This window comes from Legionella massiliensis (assembly GCF_000756815.1).
Taxonomy (GTDB): Bacteria; Pseudomonadota; Gammaproteobacteria; order Legionellales; family Legionellaceae; genus Tatlockia; species Tatlockia massiliensis.
Genome location: NZ_CCVW01000004.1, coordinates 413,359 through 436,936 on the forward strand (window position 1 = coordinate 413,359; position 23,578 = coordinate 436,936).

Consider the following 23,578-nt stretch of genomic DNA (forward strand, 5'->3'; position numbering starts at 1 on the left):
TGAAGCTCTTTGTTAGTCTAAAGAGAAAATAAAAAGGAATTTTATTATGAAAAATAAGAATAAAGTCATTAAAGCCGCGATCACTGCATTTCTTGCTATGGCCGCTACTCACCCAAGTCTAGCCGCATCGGCTGATTCTTCATCGCAAAATTCAGAAAAATGCTACGGTATTGTCAAAGCTGGAATGAATGACTGCGCTACGGCGACTGCTTCTTGTGCTGGTTCCTCAACTAAAGATAAGCAAGCTGATGCTTTTTTGTTTGTTCCCAAAGGGGTCTGTGAAAAAATTAGTGGTGGTAGCCTCACTGCTGGTACTGATAAAAAGTCTTAATTAATAAAGGAGTATTTCCATGATTGTAAAGGCAACAAAGTTGTTAATCGCCTCATTTTTACTTTTGTCAGGCTCACTCTATGCTGAACCGGTAAAATATACTCTTGATCCAAGCCACAGTTATTTATTATGGCGTATCGAGCATTTAGGTTTTTCTACTCAGGCTGGAAAATGGTATGCAAGTGGCGAATTGGTTTTTGATCAGGAGAAACCTGAGAACTCTAAGGTTAGCTCCACGATCAACATCGTCAATGTAGTGACTGGGATACCTGAATTAGATAAGCATTTACAAGGACCACTTTTCTTCGATTCTGCCAAATATCCAACAGCAACCTTTGTTTCTGACAAAGTTGAGGTGCTATCGAAAACCAAGGCAAAGGTACATGGTACTCTGACTTTAAGGGGAGTTTCTAAACCGGTTGTACTCGATGTAACCTTTAATAAAGCGGGGAAAAATCCAATTACTGATAAAGATGCTGTCGGTTTTAGTGCTACGGGAGAAATTAAACGCTCTGATTTTGGTTTAAAGGCTCTACTACCTGATCTTGGTGATAATGTGAAACTCGACATTGAAGCAGAGGCGTTTAAAAGTTAATTAGTGAGGATTAGTATGCTTATTAAAAACACGGAAGATAGGTTTGGTGTTATTGCGATTACCCTGCATTGGGTAATCGCAGCCTTAATGATAGGGCTCCTGATTATGGGGCTTTACATGGTTGCTCTACCAATTAGCCTTGAAAAACTGAAGTTCTATGGTTGGCATAAAGAATATGGTTTTCTAGTGTTGGCTCTGGTAATAATCAGACTGATCTGGCGACTTAGTAACATCACTCCAAAATTAGATATTCTTGCTTGGGAAGAAGTGATTGCTAGAATGGTACATTGGATCTTTTATGGTTTTATGTTTGCTTTGCCAATCACAGGCTGGCTTATCACCTCTGCTGCGGGTTTACCTGCGTCTTTCTTTGGTCTCTTTACCTTACCCAACCTGATAGCACCGAATGAGGAATCAAGACTACTCTTTCAAAAAATTCATGAATGGTTAGGCTATGCCCTGATTGCTATTATTCTGCTCCATACAGCTGCTGCGCTAAAGCATCACTTTATTGAGAAGGATAATATTTTGCGTCGGATGTTATCTTCTAAGTAATTGCTCTTTTCCATCCGTTAGCTGGACCCCGTGGTCGAAGCCGCGGGGATTCGGTGGTAATGAATGGAAAGGGCACCTTCTCCCGAAATCCTGTGGCTTGACTTATCCCGAGCGAGCAGAGCGTAATCAAGGTTTTCCTTAGATAAGAGGTGGGGGATGTGACCTATTACTAACTAACTTTCCGAGCTACCGTGAAGATCAAATTCTTTTGAATCAATACCATGTTCTTTGTCGAAAATTTCCTCATGCCTTTTAGCGAAAATCCAAGGTAAGACGACGAACAGAACCAGGCCGCCTATCAAAAAGGCTTCAAAAAAGAAGAGATTGCCAATTGGAATCTGCGTTGGCGGGACGAAGCCGATTAGCATTGCAGCAATACAACAGAGCATGCCAGTGCCTGAAATAATCCACATGAACAGGTTGCCACCAGGAACGCGATAAGCTCTTGGTTTGTTGGGCTGGCTATAACGCAATTTAATAGCGGCAGAAAACATAAAAAGATAAACCAGGAGAGCCATTTGAGCGCTTAAGTCGCTTAATAGCCAATAGGCTGCATTAATTGAATCGAACAAGATAAACACTGAGCTTAGAAGGGTGAATATCACTCCTTGGGCAATCAGAATTGCAACAGGTGCCCCGTGTTTGTTCACTTTGGAAAATATTTCAGGCAAGGAGCCATCTCTTGCTGAAACCAGTAACCCTTTAGTTGGGCCAATAATCCAGGCAGAAACTCCGCTAACACCGCCAAGAACAATCAGGATGGCGAGAACTTTTGTCATCCAGGCCATGTGGTAATTATTGAAGAAAATGGCATAGGCATCGATGAGGCCTGAGACAACACTCAGGTGAGCGCTAGGAACAACAATAACAATAGCCAGTGAACCACAGACTAGGGTGGCCAGAATAATCAATGTTGAATAGAGAATCGCGCGTGGATAATCTCGCTGAGGATTCTTGACTTCTTCAGCGTGAACAGCTGACATTTCGACCCCAATCAGACCGAATAAAATGGCTGAAAATAGAGATAAATTACCCAAAGAACTAAAATCTGGAAGCCAGGTTGATGGCATATCAACTGAGATGGGCTTACCTTGGAAAAGCCAGATTGCGCCCAAGATGCTTATACCTACCATGGGAAGGATAGTACCCAGACTAGCGCCAAGAATGCTTACAATGCTGGATATCTTCATACCAAAACAATTAAGTAAGGTAAAAAGCCAGAACAATGAGAGAGCTGTAGTCAGTAAATAAAATTTATTATTAGCAAGTTGCGGGGCAAAGAGATAAGACACTGTAGCGGCAATAAAGGCGAGAATGGTTGGATACCAGACAACATTATAAATCCATTGCAACCAAATCGTTATAAAACCAGCCCGGCGACCGAAGGCTTCGCGCACCCAAACGTAAAGTCCACCGGTATTCGGATAAGCTGTGGCAAGCTCTGCAGCTACAAGAGCAACAGGAATGAAAAAAGCGATGGCAGCAACTAAATAGTAAGAAACCAGCGGTAAGCCTAATTTCGCGCTCATAGGAAGAGTACGCAGGCTATCTACAGCAATGACGTTGATCATCACCAGTGAAAAGACTGACAAAACCTTTTTAGAAGAATGCATGCTAAGCCCTTACTCGCACTGACTAAGAAATCTAAAACCTAATAGGTATGCCCCTTGGCGCGTTATCCTTCGCTATGCTCAGGAGGACGGAATGTAGGGTGCCTATTGCATCTAAGACAATCTCTAGCTTAGTGATCAATTATGCTGATTCGTTAAGCAAATTTACAAACGCCAAAATTTAGCAGTTTAACCTTATAAAATCAATTAAGTTAGAATGTTCTTGGTTTTATATAAAACAAAAATAGCCTATCCCAAAGGGACACGAATTCCCGCGGCTTGACCCATAGGTATCTACACAAATGTCCCTCCTTGTCTCAACATTACGTCACTTGTGTAGATACCTATGGGCTTGACCGCGGGAATTCGAAATAGCTAAGAGACTTTTTATTTCTGTTCCATAGCACACCTTGCTGGTCTACATATAGAAACCCAATAGTGACTATTAGTCGCACATTTCGCATCTATTTTAACGTACAGTAGCGCCGCCCATTTAATCATAAAAGGACGTTAGCAATGCCAAGAAAGCATCCCCTTTTTCCGGAACATTATGAAACAGCTCTGGATTCTTCATTAGCCTATTCCGATCATTTGCCGATTTTAGTTTCTGTACCACTAGGGGAAGGGATTGAGCCCTTAAATATTATTTCTCTTAATATTGCTGGTTTGAATAGTTCTGGTCTGAATAGTTCTGGTGTTCATGCTAGAAACTTTAGTGAATCAGAGCCTGAGTCTAATGCTCGCTTTGAGCGTATTGCTGCCGGTTTAGCCGCAGCAGCTGCAACACAGAATGCTTCCGTTATTCTTTTGCAAGAAACCTCATACAGGATGCAAGCATTCTTAGAAAGGGCTCTAGATGAAAACTATTGGAAAATCTTTGTTGATCGTGCTGGTATTATCAGTCTCTATAGAAGAGATCGTTTGATTCTTCAAAAGACTAAGGCAGATGAGCAAACCAGAATCCGCTCAATGACCTTCGAACTGCCTTCGTCTAACAAGACTGTTGATGTACATAATATTTGGGGTAGTCATGACCCCTATCCAAATTACATGGAGCGATTGTTCAGCGATACGCTAACTGATACTAAGAGTGATATCTCGGTGATAGTAGGTGATAGCAACACAAGAATTGCACCATTTGACGATAGGAAAAGAAATATCACAACAGCTATTATTCAGCCGGTTTTTAATGTTTATGATGGCTTACCAACTAACTTACAAAGGAGTGATTATCGTGATGGTGGCTTTTATCGTGATGCCTCAGGCGTTATCAAGCAGCTTGAAACCTATGCACTTGATTTTGTCACTGGTGAGGTAGTCGTTGATGAGCGCTCAGCCGCAGAGATAGATCTTTGGCCTGAGTATAGGATGGTCATGTGCTTGGATGACTCCTATTCCGAGCTTAAAGTAATTGATGGTTTTACTCTTTTCGAATATGAAGAAGAACTGAAAGCGGATCTGAATGACCCCTCTCTGTTGGTAAGAATGGCTGCGGATAGTTTCAATAATAAAGCGGTAGCAATCCGATTCCCTTTAGATTCACAGGTCTATAACGCTGTTCGCGAAACCTTAGGGGAAGAGGAATGGTTTCAATTTCGTAGAGCTGATCGCTGGGGTTTGTCCTATGGCTGTGTTTTTGCCCCCATCAACAAGGCTCAATTATTGCATAATGCCTTGTTGCCCTATTTTCCAAGACTCTATTTTGTAGATAGGATAAATCAGCAGATTGAACGACTCTCAGAATCGCATTGGTATTTTAGAGAGCTGCCCGCGAAGGTGGAACGACTAACTGAACTAAGGGATCAGCTAATAGCTGCAAAGGGTAGTTCTAATGCGCAATTATTAGCAATCATTGATGATTGGGAAAACGCGCCCTTTGTTGATAACAATGCTGATGAGGAAACCAATGCTTTAGTCTCAGATAATAGAAGGTTGATGGGTGTTCATCGTAATATCTTTTTCTCAAGCCATAGTCCAGCAGTGCTTACGTCTACTCAAACCTTGATTCAAGAACTTAAAGATCACTTACAGCCGAATACTACTGGTGTGAGTTTAGTGTACTAAGAATCGCCTTGTCATGCTCTTTATTATGTCGTTCCCGCGAAGGCGGGAATCCATTTATCAAGCGAAGCCCGTCACCATGCTTGAGGGATGGATTTCTGGCTGCGCAGGAATGACACAAAAACAGACCAACATACGTAATATATAAACATTTTTTCAGTTACACTTTTGATTCTCAAATTCGTGGGGATACATCAGTTCGCAATGACGGCTGCTCAGTTTATCGATGCAATAATGCCTTGTGAGGAGGTGTTGTTTCCTGGCCTACATATAGAAATTCAATGGTGAGCATTAATTGGACACAACGTATCTATTTTAATGTATACTAACGTCGATTTAATCATTAAAGGACCTTAGCAATGCCAAGAAAACATCCCCTTTTTCCGCAACATCATGAAACAGCTCTAAATCCTTTATTAGCCTATTCAGACCATTTACCGATTTTGACCTCTGTATCACTAGGGGAAGGGATTGAGCCCTTAAATATTATTTCTCTTAATATTTTGGGTAACAAACATTCTGGTGTACATGATAAGTTCTTTGATGAAACAGAGGAGGTTAGCAAGGAGCGTTATGATCGTATTGCGGCTGGTTTAGCTGCAGGAGCTATAAGACAGGATGCCTCTGTTATTCTTCTACAAGAGGCTTCATCACGGATGTTACCTTCCTTAGAAGGGGCTTTAGATCCAGATCTTTGGCAGGTTATTTATGATGAGGATACTCGCCTTATCAGTCTCTATAAAAGAGATCGCATGAATCTGCAAGCGACTAGGGCTCATCCAGATACCAGAGTTCGCTCAATGACCTTTCAAATGCTGCAGTCAGGTAAGACAGTTGATGTACATAATATTTGGGGGTTTTTTCGACCCTTTCCAGATTACATGGAGCAGCTGGTTAGAGATACTCTAACTCAAACGGAAAGCGAGATCTCTGTGCTGGTTGGGGATACTAATTCAAGAATTGCGCCGCTTGACAATCGAAAAAGGAATATCACTACAGGTATTATTCCGCCGGTTGGTAATGAGCTTGATGGACTGGCACTCGATTTACAAAGGAGTGACTATCCTGATGGTGGTTTTTATCGTGATGCGGCAACAGGCGTTATCAAGCAATTAGAAACTCAGGTTTTGGACTTTGTTACTGGCGAGGTAGTGGTTGATGAACGTTCGGCAGAAGAGATAGAACTTTGGCCTGAGTATAGAATGATAATGTGTTTGGATGATTCTTATTTAGAGCATAAAGCAATTGATGGTTTTTCAGTTTTCGAATATGAGGAAGAACTGAAAGCAGATCTGAATGATCCTTCACTATTGGTAAGAATGGCTGCGGATAGTTTCAATAATAAAGCTGTAGCAATTCGATTTTCTTTACATTCCCCAGTTTATACTGCTGTTCATGAAGCTTTAGAGGAAGAGGAAGGTGTTCAATTTCGTACTCTAGGTGAGGGAGTTCCCTACCGCTGTGTTTTTGTACCCATCGAGAAGGTTGAATTATTGCATAATGCCTTGCTGCCCTATGCCCCAAGACTCTATTTTGCAGATAAGATAAATAAGCAAATTGAGCGACTCTCAGAATCCCATTGGTATTTTAGAGATGTACCTGCAAAGGTAGAACGACTAACTGAGCTAAGGGATCAGTTAATGGCTGCAAAAGGTTGTTCTAACCAACAATTATTGACAATCATTGAGGATTGGGAAACCGCACCTTTTGTTGATAACAATGCGGATGAGGAAACTCAGGCTTTAGTCACAGATAATAAAATGTTGATGGGTGTTCATCGTAATATCTTTTTCTCAAGTCATCGCCCAGGAGTACTCACGTCTACTCAAACCTTGATCCAAGAGCTCAAGGATTGCATACAGCCGGTTACTGCTAGCACAGAGGTAACTATCTAGGTAATAGGCCACGTTCCCAACACCTTTTATCTAAGGAAAACCTTGATTACGCTGCGCAGCGTAATCAAGGTTTCATTTGCTAGGTCAAATTACGCAGAACATACTGCAAAATTCCGCCATTACGGTAGTATTCCAATTCATTCGCAGTATCAATACGGCAAACTACTTGAATAATCTCATCACTACCATTTTGACGACTAATAGTCAGATTGACCTTAGCACCTGGTTTTAAAGAATCATCAGCAGCAATTGAGATGCGCTCTGAACCATCCAGTTTTAGTGTTTTTCTTGTTGTGCCTTCCTGGAATTGCAGAGGTAAAACGCCCATGCCAATCAAGTTGGAACGGTGAATACGCTCAAAACTTTCCGTAATTACAGCCTTAACGCCCAAGAGGTTCGTGCCCTTAGCTGCCCAGTCGCGTGAAGAACCAGTACCATATTCCTTACCAGCAATAATCACTAATTGTTGATGGTCTTGTTGATAAAGCATTGAGGCATCATAAATAGGCATGACCTTGTCGGTGGGGACGTGTCGGGTTATACCACCTTCAATACCTGGAGTCATTTCATTGCGAATACGAATATTGGCAAAGGTTCCGCGCATCATGACTTCGTGGTTACCGCGTCTTGAGCCATAGGAGTTAAAATCTGCTTCGGAAACCCCTTTGGATTTCAGATACAAGCCTGCTGGTGAATTGGCTTTAATCGAGCCTGCAGGTGAAATATGGTCAGTTGTGATCGAATCACCCAGTAAAGCTAAGACATAGGCTTTATTGACTGGTTTGATAGCTTCTGGTTTCTTGGGCAGATTGTCAAAGAAAGGCGGATGTTGGATATAGGTAGAATCTTTATTCCAGCTGTAGGTTGAGCTAGAACTCGTTTTGATTCCTTGCCAGTGTGCATCACCACGGAAAACCTCAGAATACTCCTTACGAAACATTGCGCCGGTTACCTTAGCAACTTCGGCAGCAACTTCCTCATTGCTTGGCCAAATATCTTTCAGGAAGACATCCTTGCCCTGAGTATCTTTACCTAGTGGGTCCTTAGTTAAATCTGTGCAGGTGGTGCCACTTAGTGCATAGGCGACAACAAGAGGCGGTGAGGCTAGCCAGTTAGCGCGAACCTGGGGATGAACTCGTCCTTCAAAGTTACGGTTACCAGAGAGCACTGAGCAAACAACCATATCATTGTCGGTGACAGTTTGCGCGATTGCATCAGGCAGGGGACCTGAGTTACCGATACAGGTTGTACAACCATAGCCAACCAGGTTAAAACCAAGTTTATCCAAATAGGTGTGTAAGCCAGCATGATGCAAATAATCAGTAACAACCTTAGAACCAGGAGCAAGTGATGATTTCACCCAGGGCTTTCTGGTTAACCCTTTTTCAACAGCTTTTTTGGCGACCAGGCCTGCAGCCATTAATACACTGGGGTTAGAAGTGTTGGTACAGCTGGTGATTGCTGCAATTACCACATCACCATGATGCATATCAAAGGATTCACCTTTAACAGCAAAGGCTTGGTCTTTCTCATCGCTTTTGCCAACTTCTTGCATAAAGGCATCAAATTCTTTGGCTAAGGTTGTTAGATTAACCTTATCCTGTGGGCGTTTAGGACCGGCAAGCGAAGGCTCAACAGTTGATAAATCAAGGCTCAGGCTATCGGTAAAAATTGGGTCTTCAGTGTTTTCGTCATACCACAAGCCTTGAGCTTTACAATAAGCTTCCACCAGAGCAACGGTATGCGGATCGCGACCTGTTAACTCTAAATAACGCAGAGTTTCTTTATCAACAGGGAAAAAGCCACAGGTTGCGCCGTATTCTGGAGCCATATTAGAAATAGTTGCACGGTCAGCAAGAGGTAGGGCGCTTAGGCCTGGACCATAGAATTCTACAAATTTACCAACCACCCCTTTTTTACGCAGCATCTGGGTTACAGTCAAAACCAAATCGGTTGCGGTAATTCCTTCACGCAATTTTCCTGATAATTTAAAACCAATAACCTCGGGAATTAGCATTGAAACAGGCTGGCCTAACATGGCTGCCTCGGCCTCAATACCACCAACGCCCCAACCTAAGACCCCTAAGCCATTGATCATAGTGGTATGAGAGTCAGTACCGACTAGGGTATCTGGATAGGCGTAGAGCTTACCCTTGTCTTCGCTTGACCAGACTGTTTTCCCCAGATATTCCAGGTTAACTTGATGGCAGATCCCGGTGCCTGGAGGAACGACTTGAAAATTCGCAAAAGCTTTTTGTCCCCAGCGTAAGAATTCATAACGCTCAATATTGCGTTCCAGCTCAATTTCAGTATTTTGCTCAAGGGCATCTTTGCTGCCAAATTTATCAACCATGACAGAGTGATCGATGACCAAATCAACAGGTGATAGCGGAGAAATTTTTTCAGCATTGCCGCCCAATTTTTCAAGGGCTGTACGCATTGCAGCCAGATCAACCACAGCAGGCACACCAGTAAAATCCTGCATTAATACACGGGAGGGGCGATAAGCAATCTCATGCTGCGAGGTTTTGGTGTCTAACCAGCTGGCTAAAGCCTTAATATCATCAGTTGTTACTGTGCTGCCATCTTCAAAGCGTAATAGGTTTTCAAACAGGACTTTAAGAGAGTAGGGCAATCGATTGATGCCATTGAAATGATTCTTTTCTGCTTCCTTGAGACTGTAGTAGTGGTAAGTTTTACCTTCTACCTTTAATTGGCTTTCAGTTGATAGACTGTCTTGGCCCACTTTCATATTCCGACTCCGTTGAGTTCAAAAATGGTAATGATAGCTGAAATTAATCAGCTTTTCATGGGGCAAGCGAATCCTTTTTTAGATCTCTTTGTACTGGGCAAAATATGCAGTCCCTAAAAAGATCCGAATTCCCGCGGCTTGACCTCGGGATCTAAGCGACACAGACCCCGCGGTCAAGCCCATAGGTATCTACACAAGTGTCTGTAATTGAACGCCCTGTCCCCCCAACGCCACGTCCTCCTGAGCGCAGCGAAGGATCTCCGGGATTAGCACGGTGCCACATTCAGGAGATCCTTCGCTGCGCTCAGGATGACGTAGTGTTGAGACCTATGGGTCAAGCCGCGGGGATTCGAGGATTTCTATTATTTCATGGTCGCTGTCTCGAGGGAGTCCGGATCTATTTGTTCCTCTTCATCAACTCTAACCTGCGGATCTAATAAATCCTGTGTTGCGAGGAATAACTCAGTTTCCTCTTTTTGAACTGAGAGAGTATTGGGTCGGGTAACTGCTAGGTTGTAATAGAGGCTTGGTCCCAAAAGCGCCACGCAAACGGATAAAATAATCAATCCTCCAGCAAGATTGATGGGTAGAGTCAGCAGGCTGGCAAGCAAGAAACAGATAGATAGTGTTAAAATGAGGCTGGCCATCTCATCGCCAAAGGTATAGGAAAACTCATTGTTTTTGCCGCCAACATTATAATAAATAGGAGAGCAATGATATTGGCTTATGCGTTCATCAACATCTCTAGGATTATCAATGTATTCCTTTAAATTCCTGGCGAAGTGGATATAGGCATAAATGTAGGTTTGCTTGTCGCTTTCCTTTTTGAGTGCACCGATTTGATTATAAAAGGCTTGTTGTCTTTGACTGATTAAGTAGAGAAGATGCGCTGCATTCTCATGGCCTTCTAGTTTTCTTCTTGCTTCTTGAATGAGTAAATCACCCTCAGAAATCTGTTTTATAGGCGGGCGTCGAATCGCTCTGAAAAAATGGGGCATAATTTAATCTCACAAAGTAAAAATTTTGCAGAGGCTAGCATGTTCAATGAATGCACAAAAGACTTGATGCTTATTTTTACAACTAAGAAATATTTTTTAACAAAATATTAGACTTTGCTTTTTAATCTTCCAGCAGAGTTTCTTCTAAAGTGCCGCAGGGCGGAAGGGGGGCTATGTGAGGCCCTCTGCAACCGAATAAGTCAAAACAAACACATAATGATAAAATATTGTCCATGACGAGCTATAATTGTAATAAAATTACACCGCGAATGGTGATGTCATGGCAAAATTACCAGGTCTTGCATTCCTTAAAGCTTATCCACAAGAAGAAATTTGGAGACTCTTTGTTGATGGTCGTTTTTGGGTAAAAGAAAATGGCTGGCATGGTTATGAGTCAAGAGAACCTGGCTCGCTGAATGCGGCCTTGGAGAGTTTATGTTCAAGCGCTTTAGAGGTTGAAGATGACTTTGAATTAAGCGTTGATTTCATAAAGTCTATTCATAGAAAGTGTGGCCGGAAAGTAGAAGAGTTAGAGGATAAAAGCCCCGGTGAACCAAGGACTAGCGAGCCCGTATCCTTTGGAATTCCCGCTAGTCGTGCCTCAATAAAAGGTATTGAAGAATTCTTGCGTCTCCATTTCCTTATTGAAAGCGGTGCAGGTTTTGGACCTGGAACAGCAGGGATCTTTGCGCCCAAATTTGAGCATGATTATTTCAAAGACTTAAAACCCGAGCAGATTCCTGAACTTGCTAAACAGATCTATGACGATATGTGCGAAAAAGGTTTCAGTGAGGCAAGTCATTTTTTTGTCGCGGTGAGACAAAATGTTGAGGTCTATCTGGAAGCGATTACGCAATCCTATAACAGTGAAATCAAAGAGGCTCAAACAATCGATCAAAAGCTTCTGGTGATTGCGAAACATATTCGACAATATGAAGTACTGCACCCCTTTAAAGATGCTAATGGTAGAACCTTCGCAAATAATTTATTAAATATTCTTCTTATGCAACATGGTTTGCCACCTGCCACTTTTTATGAGCCCAATGTTTTTGACTTATATAGTGCTGAGGAATTGGTCGATGTCATCAAAGAAGCAATGCTTAATACGATGACCATTATTGAAAGCCATGAAAAAGCGATTTCTTTATACGGCTATCATTCGACCTTCGAGGATAGAGCGCAATTCACAGCAATGTTGGATAGTCCTGCCTATGGTGAGATTCGAGGAACTAGTTTTCCAGAGCAAGTTATTGGATCAGCTGAAGATAACCTGCAAGAGAGTATTTCTTCTCTAAGTAAGAAATATCCTCTTCACAGCGCGGCTGTTTATCTTGCTGAAGAGGACTTAATAGCTGTGATGATAGCCAAAAATCCAGATCAAATTAATAAGCGTATAGAGCAGGGCGCGCCTCCTCTTTATGTTGGTAGAACGCCTATCCATTTAGCTATTATGATGCACAATAGTGCAATGATCGATCAGCTACTTGAGGCAGGTGCAGACTTATCAATTCGAGACTACAACGGTAAAACAGCACTGCACTATGCTGCTGAGTATGGAAATATGAAAATAATGGGAAAGGTATTAAGTGCTCTAATGAGTCATAAAGATGCTATTGAAATATTGAATATAAAAGACAATCAGGGGAAGACAGCCTTCCATTATGCCGCTGAATTTGGTAGTCCAGAGGTGGTGGCAAGTTTAACGATTACAAATTTAGTTCGGGTCAATGAATTAGATAATCAAGGTAGTTCTGCGGTAACGATAGCCTATAAAAGTAACAAATTAACTACCTTTGATACCTTACTAAATCCTGAAGTTGATATCTCTAATGAGCTTTTAATGGAAATAGTTAACCGCAAAGATATAGATTCCTTCAAGAAAATTGTTGAGCGCAATCCGAAAATTCTTGCAAGCCGAGATGCCTTTGAAGTTGCCGTCAGGCTGGGGTCTATAGGGCTTGTTAGGGCGTTTTTGCAGGCTGGAATGCACATAGATACTCCGTTAAACGAGGATAATGCAACAGCTCTAATGGTCGCTGTTAATGGCGGAGATGTGCGTCTAGCACGTTATTTATTGAAAAAGGGGGCTGACACAACCTTAACTGATGTACATGGTTCCACATGCTTACACTCTGTTCTTTATGCAGCTCCAAAACATAGAGTAGCCATGGCTAAAATGTTGCTAGATAAAGATAGAACCTTAGTTAACCGCTTTGCAAAGGATGTGCCTCCTCCAATATTTGTTGCAATTACCCTCAAAGATTACGGGGTTGCGTCAATGCTGTTAGAGATGGGATCACGAGTGACTTATAATAACTATGAAGAAAATAATCTCTTACATCGGGCAATGGATGCCTGGTGTGATATGCCCATGCTAGAAAAGATTATAGAAATAGATAGTGGCATGCTTAGTCAGTTGAACATTGAGGGTAGAAACCCCTTTCATCAAGGACTTTATAATAGAGCGATCAGTACTTATCCATCACGAGCAGAAGAAAATCAATTTGTTCAATTAGCAAATTATCTTTTAGATGAAGGCGTCGATTTAAATACAAAAGATAGAACTGGAAAGACAATACTTGATATAGCTCTATCTAGGCAGTATTGCCATTTGGGCGTAAAGCTAATGCAAGCTGGGGCTCAAACTAATATTTCCTTGCCTACGAGATTCCTTAAACATGCTGATGCGAATGATATTTTAGAGCACTTACAAGCATTCCAAGATGAATTAAATGGAAAGCTAGATCAAAATCCTTTAATTGCCATGGGGCAACTTAATGATTTATATATAAAAATAAGAGCCAATGCGATTAGAACTCCAACTGGATTTATGCCAGATAATCGTTCCTTTTTTAAAGGAAAATCAGCAGATCAAAAAGCACATGACAGCGTTTTAACAGTTTTAAAGAGGCTTTATGATAGTAAGCTACATAACGTCCTAGATAGCCATTACGGGGCTAGCAGAGGGGAACTCCAAGAAAAGTCTGATTCGTTTAATCAAAATCTGAGGGTTTTAATCAATAACCAGGAAATTTCCAAGAAAATTGATAAGCCTACTAAGCAGCTCGTTGAGGGCGAATCCCATAGAATAAGATGGAAGTAGTCATACTCAGTATCCTAACCTAGATATCTTTCTTCGAGCAATCGCTGATCCAAAGGTTAGTTCTAGTAACTTTCCTCTTAGGAGCGTACTTGCTGATCCAGATGGAACCGATGTTGTAGATGTTGCCCAAAATGGTGCTAATGTGAAAATTAATGGTACAATCTATCCTAGAAACTCTTGGGAAAGCTACGTCGCTAAACAAGTCAACGAAAATCATAATACTCGTATTTCGATTGAACATGCTCAAGGCTGGCCTTGTGCACTAGGTGTTGAAACTAAATTCAGCACAACTACACATACTAACCAAGCCTACGCTGCAATGAGACTTGGAATTTACCTAACTAGCAAAGGAACTCTGCGCGTTTCTAAGAACGTATAGACTGCTAATTTCCCTTATTCCCCCCAAATTGTACTGCTTTTTGGAGGTATCGGTTCGAAAGGTCGAAATCAAAATGGCATATATTTTGCATTAAAACTCTTTGAGCGAATTTTAAAGCAGCAGGGAGTTTTCGGATGATGGATTTAATCCAATTATTAGCACCCCAACAGGCAGCAACTGCTATTGATAGCACTAATGACGTGCAGACAATCGAAGGGGCTGTGGCTCAAGAAGATATAGCTAGTTTTACCGATCTAATTAGCGACCTCCTTTCTGAAGAACAACCAACTCTTTCTGTTGCAGATAATCCGGTTGTTGATAAACAGTTAAGCAAAATTAACTCGCAACAATTGGCTGAGACAACAGAAATTGAATCTCGAACAGAGAATGATTCAGTACCTGAGCCTCTTGACTCTATGGCTAGCCAACAAGTTCAAAAAACCGTTGTAAATGCAATAGATAATAACGAACACGATTACAGGACGCCTTTAGTCTGGTTCGACTCAGAATCCTTTGTCCCTCCCACTAGATCGCGGGAAATAGTAGAAATAGAACCTGAGGAAGACTTCGCCTCACTGCAACCAAGGAGTGAAGCTCTAAGGCAGGAAGAACAACAAGAGGAAGTTGATAATACTGAGCTGGTCGATAATGAGCTTAGTGAAGAGTCAATACCTCAACCCCTTGCACAATTTATTCCTGCTATTTCGCAAGATTTGGCACAAAGCGAATATTCTATTGCACTAGAGCAGCAAGAAACTCAGTTGAATTCCAAGCCTTCTATTCAAACTAAAGAGGTTCCCGAGAGAGCCAGTGTTCTTGAGACAAATATCGATAAAAACCTCAGTCATCCTGAACGTATTGAGGGAGCTCTTGAGACTAAGGAGATGTCTCACAATCTTCGGCATGACCTGAGCCCCAGGGAAGATCTCAACGTTGTTGAGAATGAGGCGGCGCTGGAAATTAGTTCTTATCTTGAACCTGAGCTTGCACCTGAACTGGTCAATATAGAGAGAGCAGAGGCTTTAGATGAAAGCAGTAGCTTGGATTCGACAATAAAGAATCTCCCTTTTGCTGAACTCAATCAGCGGCAGCATGTGGTAAAAGAGACTGAGACAAACAATATTGCATTAAAAACTAATATTACAAGCTCTGATTGGAGCGAGCAGTTTAATCAGCAAATCATCTGGCTAGGGCAACAAAAAATTAAAACGGCAATTATCAAATTAAACCCCGAGGATCTCGGTCCCATAGAAGTTAAGATCGATCTCGTCAAAGATGAAACCAAGTTAAATATCAGAACTGATACCCCTGAGGTTGGCAACTTGATTGAGCAGGCAATACCACGCTTACGTGAAATGATGACACTACAGGGATTAAATCTTTTAGAGGTTAATATCGAATCCAATGCAAATCAGCGACACTCATCCCAGCAAGAATATACTCCAAGGTCAATAAAGGAAAGCGAGGGTGACAATCCTTCACCTGTAGAAGAAAGAACAAAAATTTCTACAGGATTGATTGATTATTTTGCTTAATAACGGGCGTTAATAGTAACAAGTACGGGTACAGCGAATAACAGCTCCATAGCGATTATAAACGCAGCTTTTGGAGCAAGAATGGTTATAAACTCGGCCTGGAAAGAGGTAAGGCCCATACCACCAACCTGGTTGAACCCGGTAGACTCGAAAGTAGGCGAGATCAATTGTCTTGCTAGTCGCTCCAGTATGCTGCGGTATTGAATTAGCTTGTGCTAGCGAGGCTAGCAATACCGCAAGACAAACAATTATTTTTAGGATCAGTTTATCAATACCTTGAATACTCATTATACTGTCCTTGTTTTATCCAGGTCTTTAAGAATTATAGGTTTTTGGTTGAAAATTATCCAGTTTGGTTGTTGCTAGAAGGTGCCCGAAGGGCGGATGAGGGTTTCTAAAATTAGGCTACACAACAATACCATCTAAGGGGAACTGCCATTAAGTTAAGGAAGGCTCTGTCATTCCCGCGAAGGCGGGAAACCATCTCTACATTGGCACTGTGCTTAGCTAGAAATAGTTTCCCGTCTTCGCGGGAATGACAAATGCCCTTAATTTAATGGCGGTGCCTCTAAGGGGAACCTATGAAGTTACAAATTATTCTAGGAGTGCTTAAATGATAACAAAAGGTTTAAAATTTTTTTTTACAGGTATCAATTTTATAATTGCCCCATCAATATTTGCCGCTGCTTCCATATTCCCAACATGCCCGAATGAAATTCAAACCTCACAAAAGCTGACTAGCCCTCAGGCAAATTGGGAAATAATCGTTGCTGAGCCGCATCATTTTCTTAATAGTGTCGCTTTCTACTCAGGGCATCCCAAAGAAATGGCGAATCTTAAACCAGACCTGATGAATAATAAGGAAGCAAAGTGGACTTTTAGTCCGGAGCATCCGACTTATCTAGTTTGTGAATATAGCCAGACTTTAATTCAATTGGCTCAGGCTTTACCAACTGAAATTAAGCAATGTACGGTTAGCTATGATCAAAATATCAAAGGTGAAAAGGGGTTTATTCCGAAAAAGATAAGTTGTAACTAACAAAGCCCTCATGAAATAATCGCGGATTTTTGCTAGGTAATTTAACAAATGGTTCATTTTCAAGAGATAACTAAACAAGAGTTTTTAAGCGAATATTGGCAGAAAAAGCCTATAGTGATTCGCAATGCACTTCCCAATTTTAGACCTGCCCTGACAGCAGACGAGCTAGCTGGTTTAGCTATGGAAGAAGAAATTGAAAGTCGTCTGGTAATGGAAACCCCACAAAAAGCACCATACTGGCAGTTAAAACGAGGCCCTTTTGTGGAAAGGGATTTTGCGCGCTTAGCTAAAACACACTGGACTTTGTTGGTTCAGGGTGTTGATCGCTTTGTTCCTGAGGTTGCGGCACTTTGTGAGCATTTTGATTTTATACCGCAATGGCGTTTTGACGATGTCATGATTAGCTATGCAGTCGAGCAGGGCAGTGTTGGGCCTCACTATGATAATTACGACGTATTTCTCTATCAGGCACAAGGCCGGCGCAAATGGTCCTTGACCACTAAAAACTGTGATGAATCGAATTATCTGAAAGAGGTTGAACTCAGGATAATGAAAGAATTCCTCGTCGAAGAAGAATATATCCTTGAAGAAGGCGATATGCTCTATCTTCCTCCTCATGTTGGCCATTATGGTATTTCACTTTCTGAAGATTGCATGACTTATTCCTTTGGTTATCGCAGTTACCAGGGGCAAGAATTGTTGGACAGTTTTGCCGAATATCTCGCAGAGAATAAGCAATCAACACTTTTGTATAAAGATCCAAATTGGTTTGCAACAGAGGGCAGTACGGAAGTACCAAAGCAAGCCTGGTTAAATGCAAAAAAATTGCTGTCAGATATTTTAGACGATGAACAACAATTACAAGCTTGGTTTGGTTGCTTTGTTACCCGTTTAGATCAGCAGGCTGAAGTCCTATTACCCCATCCTTCCGAGGAGGACAGCCTTGATCAGCAATCTTTTAGTAAGGAGCTTGCTAAGGGTTCTGGTCTGATTCGTAATAACCTCTGTCGTTTTGCCTATCAAATACAGAATGATAATTCGCTGGCTCTTTTTATAAATGGCTGTCAGTGGGACGTGGAGCAGGTTTCTAGGGAATTAGTGCAAATGCTGGCTAACTCAAGGATGTTAACTAGGGAAATGCTCGCTCCCTTTCTTAGCAAACAGCAGGATCAGTCCTTTTTATTTGAATTATGGTCTTTGCAATGGCTTGAGTTTGATGACTAATTTGCTTAGACATCTGGTATAAATATTGCACCTTTATTAATCCAATAGAATGGATTAATAAGGGGCGCTCAATGTTAAAAAAATATCTCTTGAGCCTTAGCTTTTTAGGATGGCTATTATCCGGTTCAAGCTTTGCCTTTGAACGCGAAATCGCAATCACTATCGATGACTTACCCTTTGTCGGTTTTGCTAACAACAATGCAGCCCTGTTAAAGCGCGAAGAGGAGCGATTCTCGAGTATTATGCAGGCCCTCATCGATAACAATGTGCCAGCAACCGGCTTTGTGATAGCAGGGATCATCGAGAAGGGGCAATGGGAATGGTTGGAGCGGTTTCAGCAAGCCGGTTTTGTTGTAGGCAACCATACTTATTCGCATATCAATTTGAACACAACGGGCGCTGAAAAATATATAAAAAATATTGAACAGGCGGATCAAATCCTTGCTCCCTTGATGTCATCACCAAAATATTTTCGTTATCCTTTTTTAGCTGAAGGGCGTGGAGAAAAGAAACAGCAGGTACAGGATTATCTGGCTGCTAATAACTATATCATCGCACCAGTAACGGTTGATTCTAAGGATTTTCTCTTTAATTCGAAATTATATTCTGTTTCATCTCGACTAAGAATGCAGCTTCTACAACGGATCAAGCCTAAATATTTGGCTTATATCTGGAGTCAAACACTTAGGGCTGAGCGGATAGCTCAAAATAGAAACCAGCCTGCTAAGCAAATTCTGTTAATCCACGCCAATTTGCTAAATAGCTATTGTATGCGAGATATTATCGAAATGTATAAGAAGAACGGCTATCGTTTCATTAGCTTGGCAGAGGCGCTTAATCAATCTGCGCCTATGGTTGATGTTGTTAAAGATATCAATGATAGCAATGAAAAACCTGGAACTTGGATGTTTGATCAAACTGATGAACAGCCTGTGCGTTAATAGGTAAGTCCTGTACCTCCTAACGCAGCCTGTCATCCAGAGCGCCCCAGCCCCTTTGGGGCAAACATCGATAAAGACCTCGTCATCCCGAACATAGTGAGGGATCTCCGGGATTAGCACAGTGCTACACTCAGGAGATGTCTCTCTACGTTCGACATGACGTACGTCTTTGGGAGCGTAGCGAAGGATCTCCTCAACGAAGCGCGGTGCTAATCCCGGAGAGCCTTCGCTGCGCTCTGGATGACGGGGTTGGGACGTGTAACCTACTAGGTGGCCTGAAAGAAGGGCTTTTGTCAGCCCAGCCTAAGCAAATTCCTTTTCTAACCAGGTGACTCTATGGCGTGGTAATAACAACCAATAATGACCCTTATTCTTCATATGTCCAGCGATATAGGTTGCTCTATCACCAGAACCCCAGTAAACATCACCACGGACTAACCCACGAATTGCTCCGCCAGTATCCTGCGCAATCATTAGACGTTGCAATTCTTGTGCATCGTCAGGATCTTTAATACCAGGGCGAGTCGTCTTTAGCCATAATGGTGCGCCTAGGGGAATCCATTTGCGATCCACTGCTAAGGAATAGCCTGGTGTTAAGGCAACACCTTGAGCGCCTAAGGCAGCATCTTCTTTGAGCTCACGGAAGAACACAAAGGATTTGTTTTGGTTTAACACCTTATCCATTTCCTCGGGATGAGCTTCAAGATAGCTTTTAATATGCTGCATGGAGGCATTGTCCCTGGTCATTACTCCCTTATCAATGAGTACCTTGGCAATAGCAGTATAGGGGGCACCATTTTGGCCGGCATAACCCACATAGATTCGTGAGCCGTCTTCAAGCTCTACAGTGCCTGAGCCCTGTATCTCCAAAAATAATCTATCAACATGACTGTTAACCCATACCAGCACCTCTGCCTTTTTAGCAATAGCACCTTTATTGATTTCAGCGCGAGTATAATAAGGCACAACTTGGCCACCAGCGACGCGCCCAATGAAGCGACGATTTTTAAGGCTAGGGTCAAAGAGCTCCAAATTTATGGAAATGAGATTCGATGGTAAGCCATAGATAGGGACATTAAACTCTTTTGTTTTGGTTTTACTGCCATGTAAAAAGGCCATGTAGTAACCAGTAAATAAGCCTCTAACAGGTTCTTTGTCGTTAAATTCAACGGGGGTAAACCATTGCTGAAAGAATTTTCTTGCCGATTTCTCGCTAATAGGATGAATTGCTAGAGCCTCATGACAGGCCGGTTGCCAGTCTTTAGCCTTTAAATCGATATACTCACTGCCTACGAATTCTTCGGGATCCTGACGAATAAAGGTTTTACAGGAAACCTGAAAAGCGAGTAAGGATTTTTTGACCTTGGCATTATCCCAACCAGGTAGTTCATTAAAGGTTCTCTGCTTTAGATAGATTGTCGGTTGCGGTTCTACCTTCACTTCAGGCTGAATTTGGGGCTGAGGCTGAGGGCGATTCCACCAGGCAAAAATTCCTAGACTAAGCAGGACGAATATAAGGGTATATAGTAATTTTCTTTTCATAACTGGGCAAATTTTACACGATATGACATAAAAAGCAATGATTTTTTATAAGGGCATGCTATAACTATTTATAATATAAGGAATTTTTTCTAAAAAACAAAGTGCTGTCCACGTACAACAAATCCAAGAAAACCATCTTGCTGGGCATTGGGTAATTCGCCCTCATTATAGTCATAGAGCCACATTTTTTTCTTTAGATCTGGGCTAAGGTTTCTCAAATCATCATAACGTGCATGTTGATTACTTGAGCGGGAAGAGGTTTCGCAATCCTGGAAAATAAGCGTTGCCTGCTCATAAACTGTGTTCAACTCAGGTGAAAAGCGGGTATCTGTAGTGATAAATATATTCTCAGTCTTGGAGGAAATTAATAAGCCATAGCTTGGCATTATTTTGCCGTTAGAGATCATGTGATTGGTTTTAATTAATTTGAATTGGTAGTTTTCCCAAATAAAAGAGTTATTCTCGATAGGTATAAGATCAAAGAAACTTGATAAAGTTGCTTCCTCATCCTCTACAGAAGACATCCCGCCGCGAAGTACGTTTTGCCACAGTTGCTCAACCTGATCTGGACTAATGAAGAGAGCTGATTTTTTACCATCAATAAAACGGCGAGAGAAACCCAGCCATTCAAGTCCCCCTGTATGATCACTGTGTAAGTGGCTGATATACACTGCATGGATATCGCTATGATTAAAACCTTGGGCATGAAGTGAGCGTCGGGCATCCGAGCCACAATCGATAAGTAATTTTTGTCCAGAACTGCTTTCAAGCAACATATTGGATTGAAAGGATCCATCATTAAGACAGTAAGCCGCTGAAACGCCTAGAAATAATAATTTCACAACTCAATCCTTGAATACTCGTTTTATATATTCATATTCGTTCATAATTTTTGGATTAGCAAGTAAGTGCTTTTAGCAGGTAAAAAGTGGTAAGTATTCTTCTTGGTTCGCTTTTCCAGGTTCTATGCCTGAACTAAGTCCTAAGAATTCAATTAATTCCATATATTCATTTTTAGACAGGGCAAATTTTGCCCCAATTTTAATGGCTACTTCCTGGCAGGATAAATCATAGTTGGCGTTTTCTGAGTCGTTAACACTTTCCATACCAAAAACTGCACCCTCAACGGCATGATTGCAATTACTGGATCTTAGATAATATCCATACTCAGGATGGATAGTACTCATCAAGGAATAGGGGGAATTTTGCTCAATAATAAGTTTTGCATTGCTGCTATAAGTTGATTGATTGATCCCTAATTCATGCTGAAAGGGAATGATATGTAAAAACAGAGGTGAGCTTGCCTGAGATGCTTTATTAATGTCTTCGTCGATTGATTGAGAAAAACGTGGCGCAAAGATCCTTATTCTGGCCGCATAATCCCCATATCGTGGATCAGGGACACGAGCTCGTGTTGCTAGAGGCTTCTTATCTGTGTTAGGTCTTTTGCTGATTAAATCTTTTATCAAACCATCCTTGTCAATTGCGAAACAAAAATTATGGCCAGGTTCTATGCTGATTAAATAATCCTTTTTAAGACGTTTGCTGGGGGTTGTGCCGATCACCAAGCAATCTTTAAAAGGTTTTATGATGCTTTTAATATGTGTCTGAGCGGCATGATGATCATAAGCTTTGGGGAAAATGATTCTTATAATATTTCCGTTAAGACTAGAAGAGGCTGCTAGCCTATATTCTGATAAGGTGGTTTCCATTCCGTATCGTGTAAAGGTCGTAAATTTCCATTTAGCAAGATTTATCCCTTTACTATTAGCCAATTTTTTAGACGAGGAAAAAAAAGGAAAAACGGCTTTAGAAGTTAACACTTTTGCAATGCTCTACATGATCTCAAAAAAGCCCATAAATATACACTATGGGTTAAAAACATTCAATAAAAAGACAGCGGTTTTTGTAAAAATTATTTATTTATGCTCGGCATTGCTTGCATCTAACCAGGCTGTAATTTTTTCATGCTGTGCTGGTTCAAGTAAAGCAGGGGCATGCCCAGCATCTGCGATCTCATAGACCTCCGTTTTAGAATGAAGTCGTTGCATCTTTCTTAGATGTTCAGGTAGCAACAGTTTTGATTGTTGTCCTCGGATCACTAATACAGGGCACTTAATTTGTCGCCAAAAAGGCCATAGGTCAATATCGAAAATGATACCTTCTAGTGCTTTGTGTGGACTGTAAAAAAGCTCCTTGAGGGATTGCCATTTTAATCTTACTTCGTGAATGCCTGGGTCATAGCAAGATCTAAAGACACCTGGGGACCGCTCTGTAATACTATGTTCCGTAAAATAATCCCATTGCTCTTCTGTTAGTTTGCCAAATTCAGCATAAATGACCTTGAAATGTTTTTTAGCGTCCTCCTTAGAGACAAACTGAGGATCTTTACCAACATATTTAGCCATGTGCCATAAAGATTGCACGGGTATTTGCGGGCCAACATCATTAAGAATAAGACGGCGAATGGGGGTATTAGGAAGGGAAGCGAGCATCATTCCTATAATTCCTCCCATAGAGGTGCCAATCCAATCGACCTGACTTGCGCCTGTTCTGCCAATGAGAACATTCATATCTGTGGTATAGCGTTCAAAATTATATAACTGAGGATTTTTAAGCCAACTACTTAATCCGCGACCGACAACATCAGGACAAAAGACATGATAGCCCACTGAACTTAAATGGCCAGCAAGGGCATCAAAATCACGGCTATTACGGGTTAAACCATGGACACAGATAACGGTAGATGCGGTTGGGCTTGCTTCGCCCCATTCAGTATAGGCAACCTTGTGATAGCCTTCTTTCGAGGCGCTGAGGATATAATTCTGCTTCATTTTATAAACGTCCCTTTTATAAATCTTTAAGTTATCAATATAGCAGATACATTAGTAGGAGAGTAATCTCCTCTCAAGCCCTGTGTATGGGACAAAAATGTGTAATTCCAGGAAAAACTCGAATTCCCGCGGCTTGACCGCGGGATCTGGCAGTGGCGAAAGCCACATAGGCCCCACGGTCAAG

At 41.6% G+C, this 23,578-nt stretch carries 19 protein-coding genes; 11 read left to right on the top strand and 8 right to left on the bottom strand.

Annotation, left to right across the window (positions count from 1 at the left end):
- Positions 1-46 precede the first annotated feature (46 nt).
- Genes BN1094_RS16565 through BN1094_RS16575 form a run of 3 tightly spaced genes read left to right on the top strand, consistent with a single transcriptional unit; the run spans position 47 to position 1,481 of the window.
- The gene (locus tag BN1094_RS16565) at positions 47-331 is read left to right on the top strand and encodes a BufA1 family periplasmic bufferin-type metallophore (protein ID WP_044012256.1); all 285 of its coding nucleotides are present in this window, start codon (positions 47-49) and stop codon (positions 329-331) included.
- Between the two features lie 22 nt (positions 332-353).
- The gene (locus BN1094_RS16570) at positions 354-926 is read left to right on the top strand and encodes a YceI family protein (protein WP_425411924.1); all 573 of its coding nucleotides are present in this window, start codon (positions 354-356) and stop codon (positions 924-926) included.
- Positions 927-941: 15 nt separating this feature from the next.
- A complete protein-coding gene (locus BN1094_RS16575) occupies positions 942-1,481 on the top strand; it encodes a cytochrome b (protein ID WP_044012258.1) in 540 nt (179 codons plus the stop codon).
- 173 nt (positions 1,482-1,654) lie between these two features.
- Here the strand turns inward: BN1094_RS16575 and BN1094_RS16580 are convergent, their stop codons facing one another.
- Positions 1,655-3,094, bottom strand: coding sequence for an APC family permease (locus tag BN1094_RS16580; RefSeq protein WP_081935193.1), 1,440 nt, complete (start codon positions 3,092-3,094; stop codon positions 1,655-1,657).
- Positions 3,095-3,607: 513 nt separating this feature from the next.
- Here BN1094_RS16580 and BN1094_RS16585 point away from each other — a divergent pair.
- Positions 3,608-5,155, top strand: coding sequence for a hypothetical protein (locus tag BN1094_RS16585; protein WP_044012259.1), 1,548 nt, complete (start codon positions 3,608-3,610; stop codon positions 5,153-5,155).
- A 356-nt stretch (positions 5,156-5,511) separates the two neighbouring features.
- Positions 5,512-7,047, top strand: coding sequence for a hypothetical protein (locus BN1094_RS16590; RefSeq protein ID WP_044012260.1), 1,536 nt, complete (start codon positions 5,512-5,514; stop codon positions 7,045-7,047).
- 79 nt (positions 7,048-7,126) lie between these two features.
- Here BN1094_RS16590 and acnA read toward each other — a convergent pair whose 3' ends face one another.
- Together acnA and BN1094_RS16600 are read right to left on the bottom strand one after the other, a co-directional pair.
- Complete coding sequence (gene acnA, locus BN1094_RS16595) at positions 7,127-9,799, bottom strand: aconitate hydratase AcnA (protein WP_044012261.1); 2,673 nt, start codon at positions 9,797-9,799, stop codon at positions 7,127-7,129.
- 362 nt (positions 9,800-10,161) lie between these two features.
- Entirely contained in the window at positions 10,162-10,797 is a 636-nt protein-coding gene (locus tag BN1094_RS16600) for a lpg1689 family Dot/Icm T4SS effector (RefSeq protein ID WP_044012262.1), read from the bottom strand.
- 280 nt (positions 10,798-11,077) lie between these two features.
- Between BN1094_RS16600 and ankX the strand changes: the two genes are divergently transcribed.
- From ankX to BN1094_RS16615, 3 genes are all read left to right on the top strand, one after another.
- Complete coding sequence (ankX, locus tag BN1094_RS16605) at positions 11,078-13,900, top strand: Dot/Icm T4SS effector AnkN/AnkX/LegA8 (protein WP_044012263.1); 2,823 nt, start codon at positions 11,078-11,080, stop codon at positions 13,898-13,900.
- Between the two features lie 142 nt (positions 13,901-14,042).
- Positions 14,043-14,279 carry a hypothetical protein gene (locus tag BN1094_RS16610; RefSeq protein WP_044012264.1) on the top strand — a complete coding sequence of 79 codons (237 nt, stop codon included), beginning with the start codon at positions 14,043-14,045 and terminating at the stop codon, positions 14,277-14,279.
- A 134-nt stretch (positions 14,280-14,413) separates the two neighbouring features.
- Positions 14,414-15,814 (top strand): flagellar hook-length control protein FliK, encoded by a 1,401-nt coding sequence (locus tag BN1094_RS16615; RefSeq protein WP_044012265.1) that lies wholly within the window; start codon positions 14,414-14,416, stop codon positions 15,812-15,814.
- Positions 15,815-15,823: 9 nt separating this feature from the next.
- On the opposite strand, the gene BN1094_RS16620 is transcribed toward BN1094_RS16615, so the two are convergent.
- Positions 15,824-16,102 carry a hypothetical protein gene (locus BN1094_RS16620; RefSeq protein ID WP_044012266.1) on the bottom strand — a complete coding sequence of 93 codons (279 nt, stop codon included), beginning with the start codon at positions 16,100-16,102 and terminating at the stop codon, positions 15,824-15,826.
- A gap of 325 nt (positions 16,103-16,427) precedes the next feature.
- On the opposite strand from BN1094_RS16620, the gene BN1094_RS16625 reads away from it, so the two are divergent.
- From BN1094_RS16625 to BN1094_RS16635, 3 genes are all read left to right on the top strand, one after another.
- Positions 16,428-16,853, top strand: a complete 426-nt coding sequence (locus tag BN1094_RS16625) for an STY0301 family protein (protein ID WP_044012267.1) — start codon at positions 16,428-16,430, stop codon at positions 16,851-16,853.
- Between the two features lie 48 nt (positions 16,854-16,901).
- Positions 16,902-18,077 carry a JmjC domain-containing protein gene (locus tag BN1094_RS16630; protein ID WP_044012268.1) on the top strand — a complete coding sequence of 392 codons (1,176 nt, stop codon included), beginning with the start codon at positions 16,902-16,904 and terminating at the stop codon, positions 18,075-18,077.
- A 71-nt stretch (positions 18,078-18,148) separates the two neighbouring features.
- Positions 18,149-19,018, top strand: coding sequence for a polysaccharide deacetylase family protein (locus BN1094_RS16635; protein ID WP_044012270.1), 870 nt, complete (start codon positions 18,149-18,151; stop codon positions 19,016-19,018).
- A gap of 303 nt (positions 19,019-19,321) precedes the next feature.
- Here BN1094_RS16635 and mltA read toward each other — a convergent pair whose 3' ends face one another.
- The 4 genes from mltA to BN1094_RS16655 all read right to left on the bottom strand — a co-directional run bounded on the left by mltA (position 19,322) and on the right by BN1094_RS16655 (position 23,394).
- The gene (gene mltA / locus BN1094_RS16640) at positions 19,322-20,560 is read right to left on the bottom strand and encodes a murein transglycosylase A (RefSeq protein WP_044012271.1); all 1,239 of its coding nucleotides are present in this window, start codon (positions 20,558-20,560) and stop codon (positions 19,322-19,324) included.
- Between the two features lie 89 nt (positions 20,561-20,649).
- Positions 20,650-21,402: an MBL fold metallo-hydrolase gene (locus BN1094_RS16645; RefSeq protein ID WP_044012272.1), complete on the bottom strand. Its 753-nt coding sequence runs from the start codon at positions 21,400-21,402 to the stop codon at positions 20,650-20,652.
- Positions 21,403-21,474: 72 nt separating this feature from the next.
- A complete protein-coding gene (locus BN1094_RS16650; protein WP_141650505.1) occupies positions 21,475-22,383 on the bottom strand; it encodes a hypothetical protein in 909 nt (302 codons plus the stop codon).
- 96 nt (positions 22,384-22,479) lie between these two features.
- Complete coding sequence (locus BN1094_RS16655; protein ID WP_044012274.1) at positions 22,480-23,394, bottom strand: alpha/beta fold hydrolase; 915 nt, start codon at positions 23,392-23,394, stop codon at positions 22,480-22,482.
- Positions 23,395-23,578 lie beyond the last annotated feature (184 nt).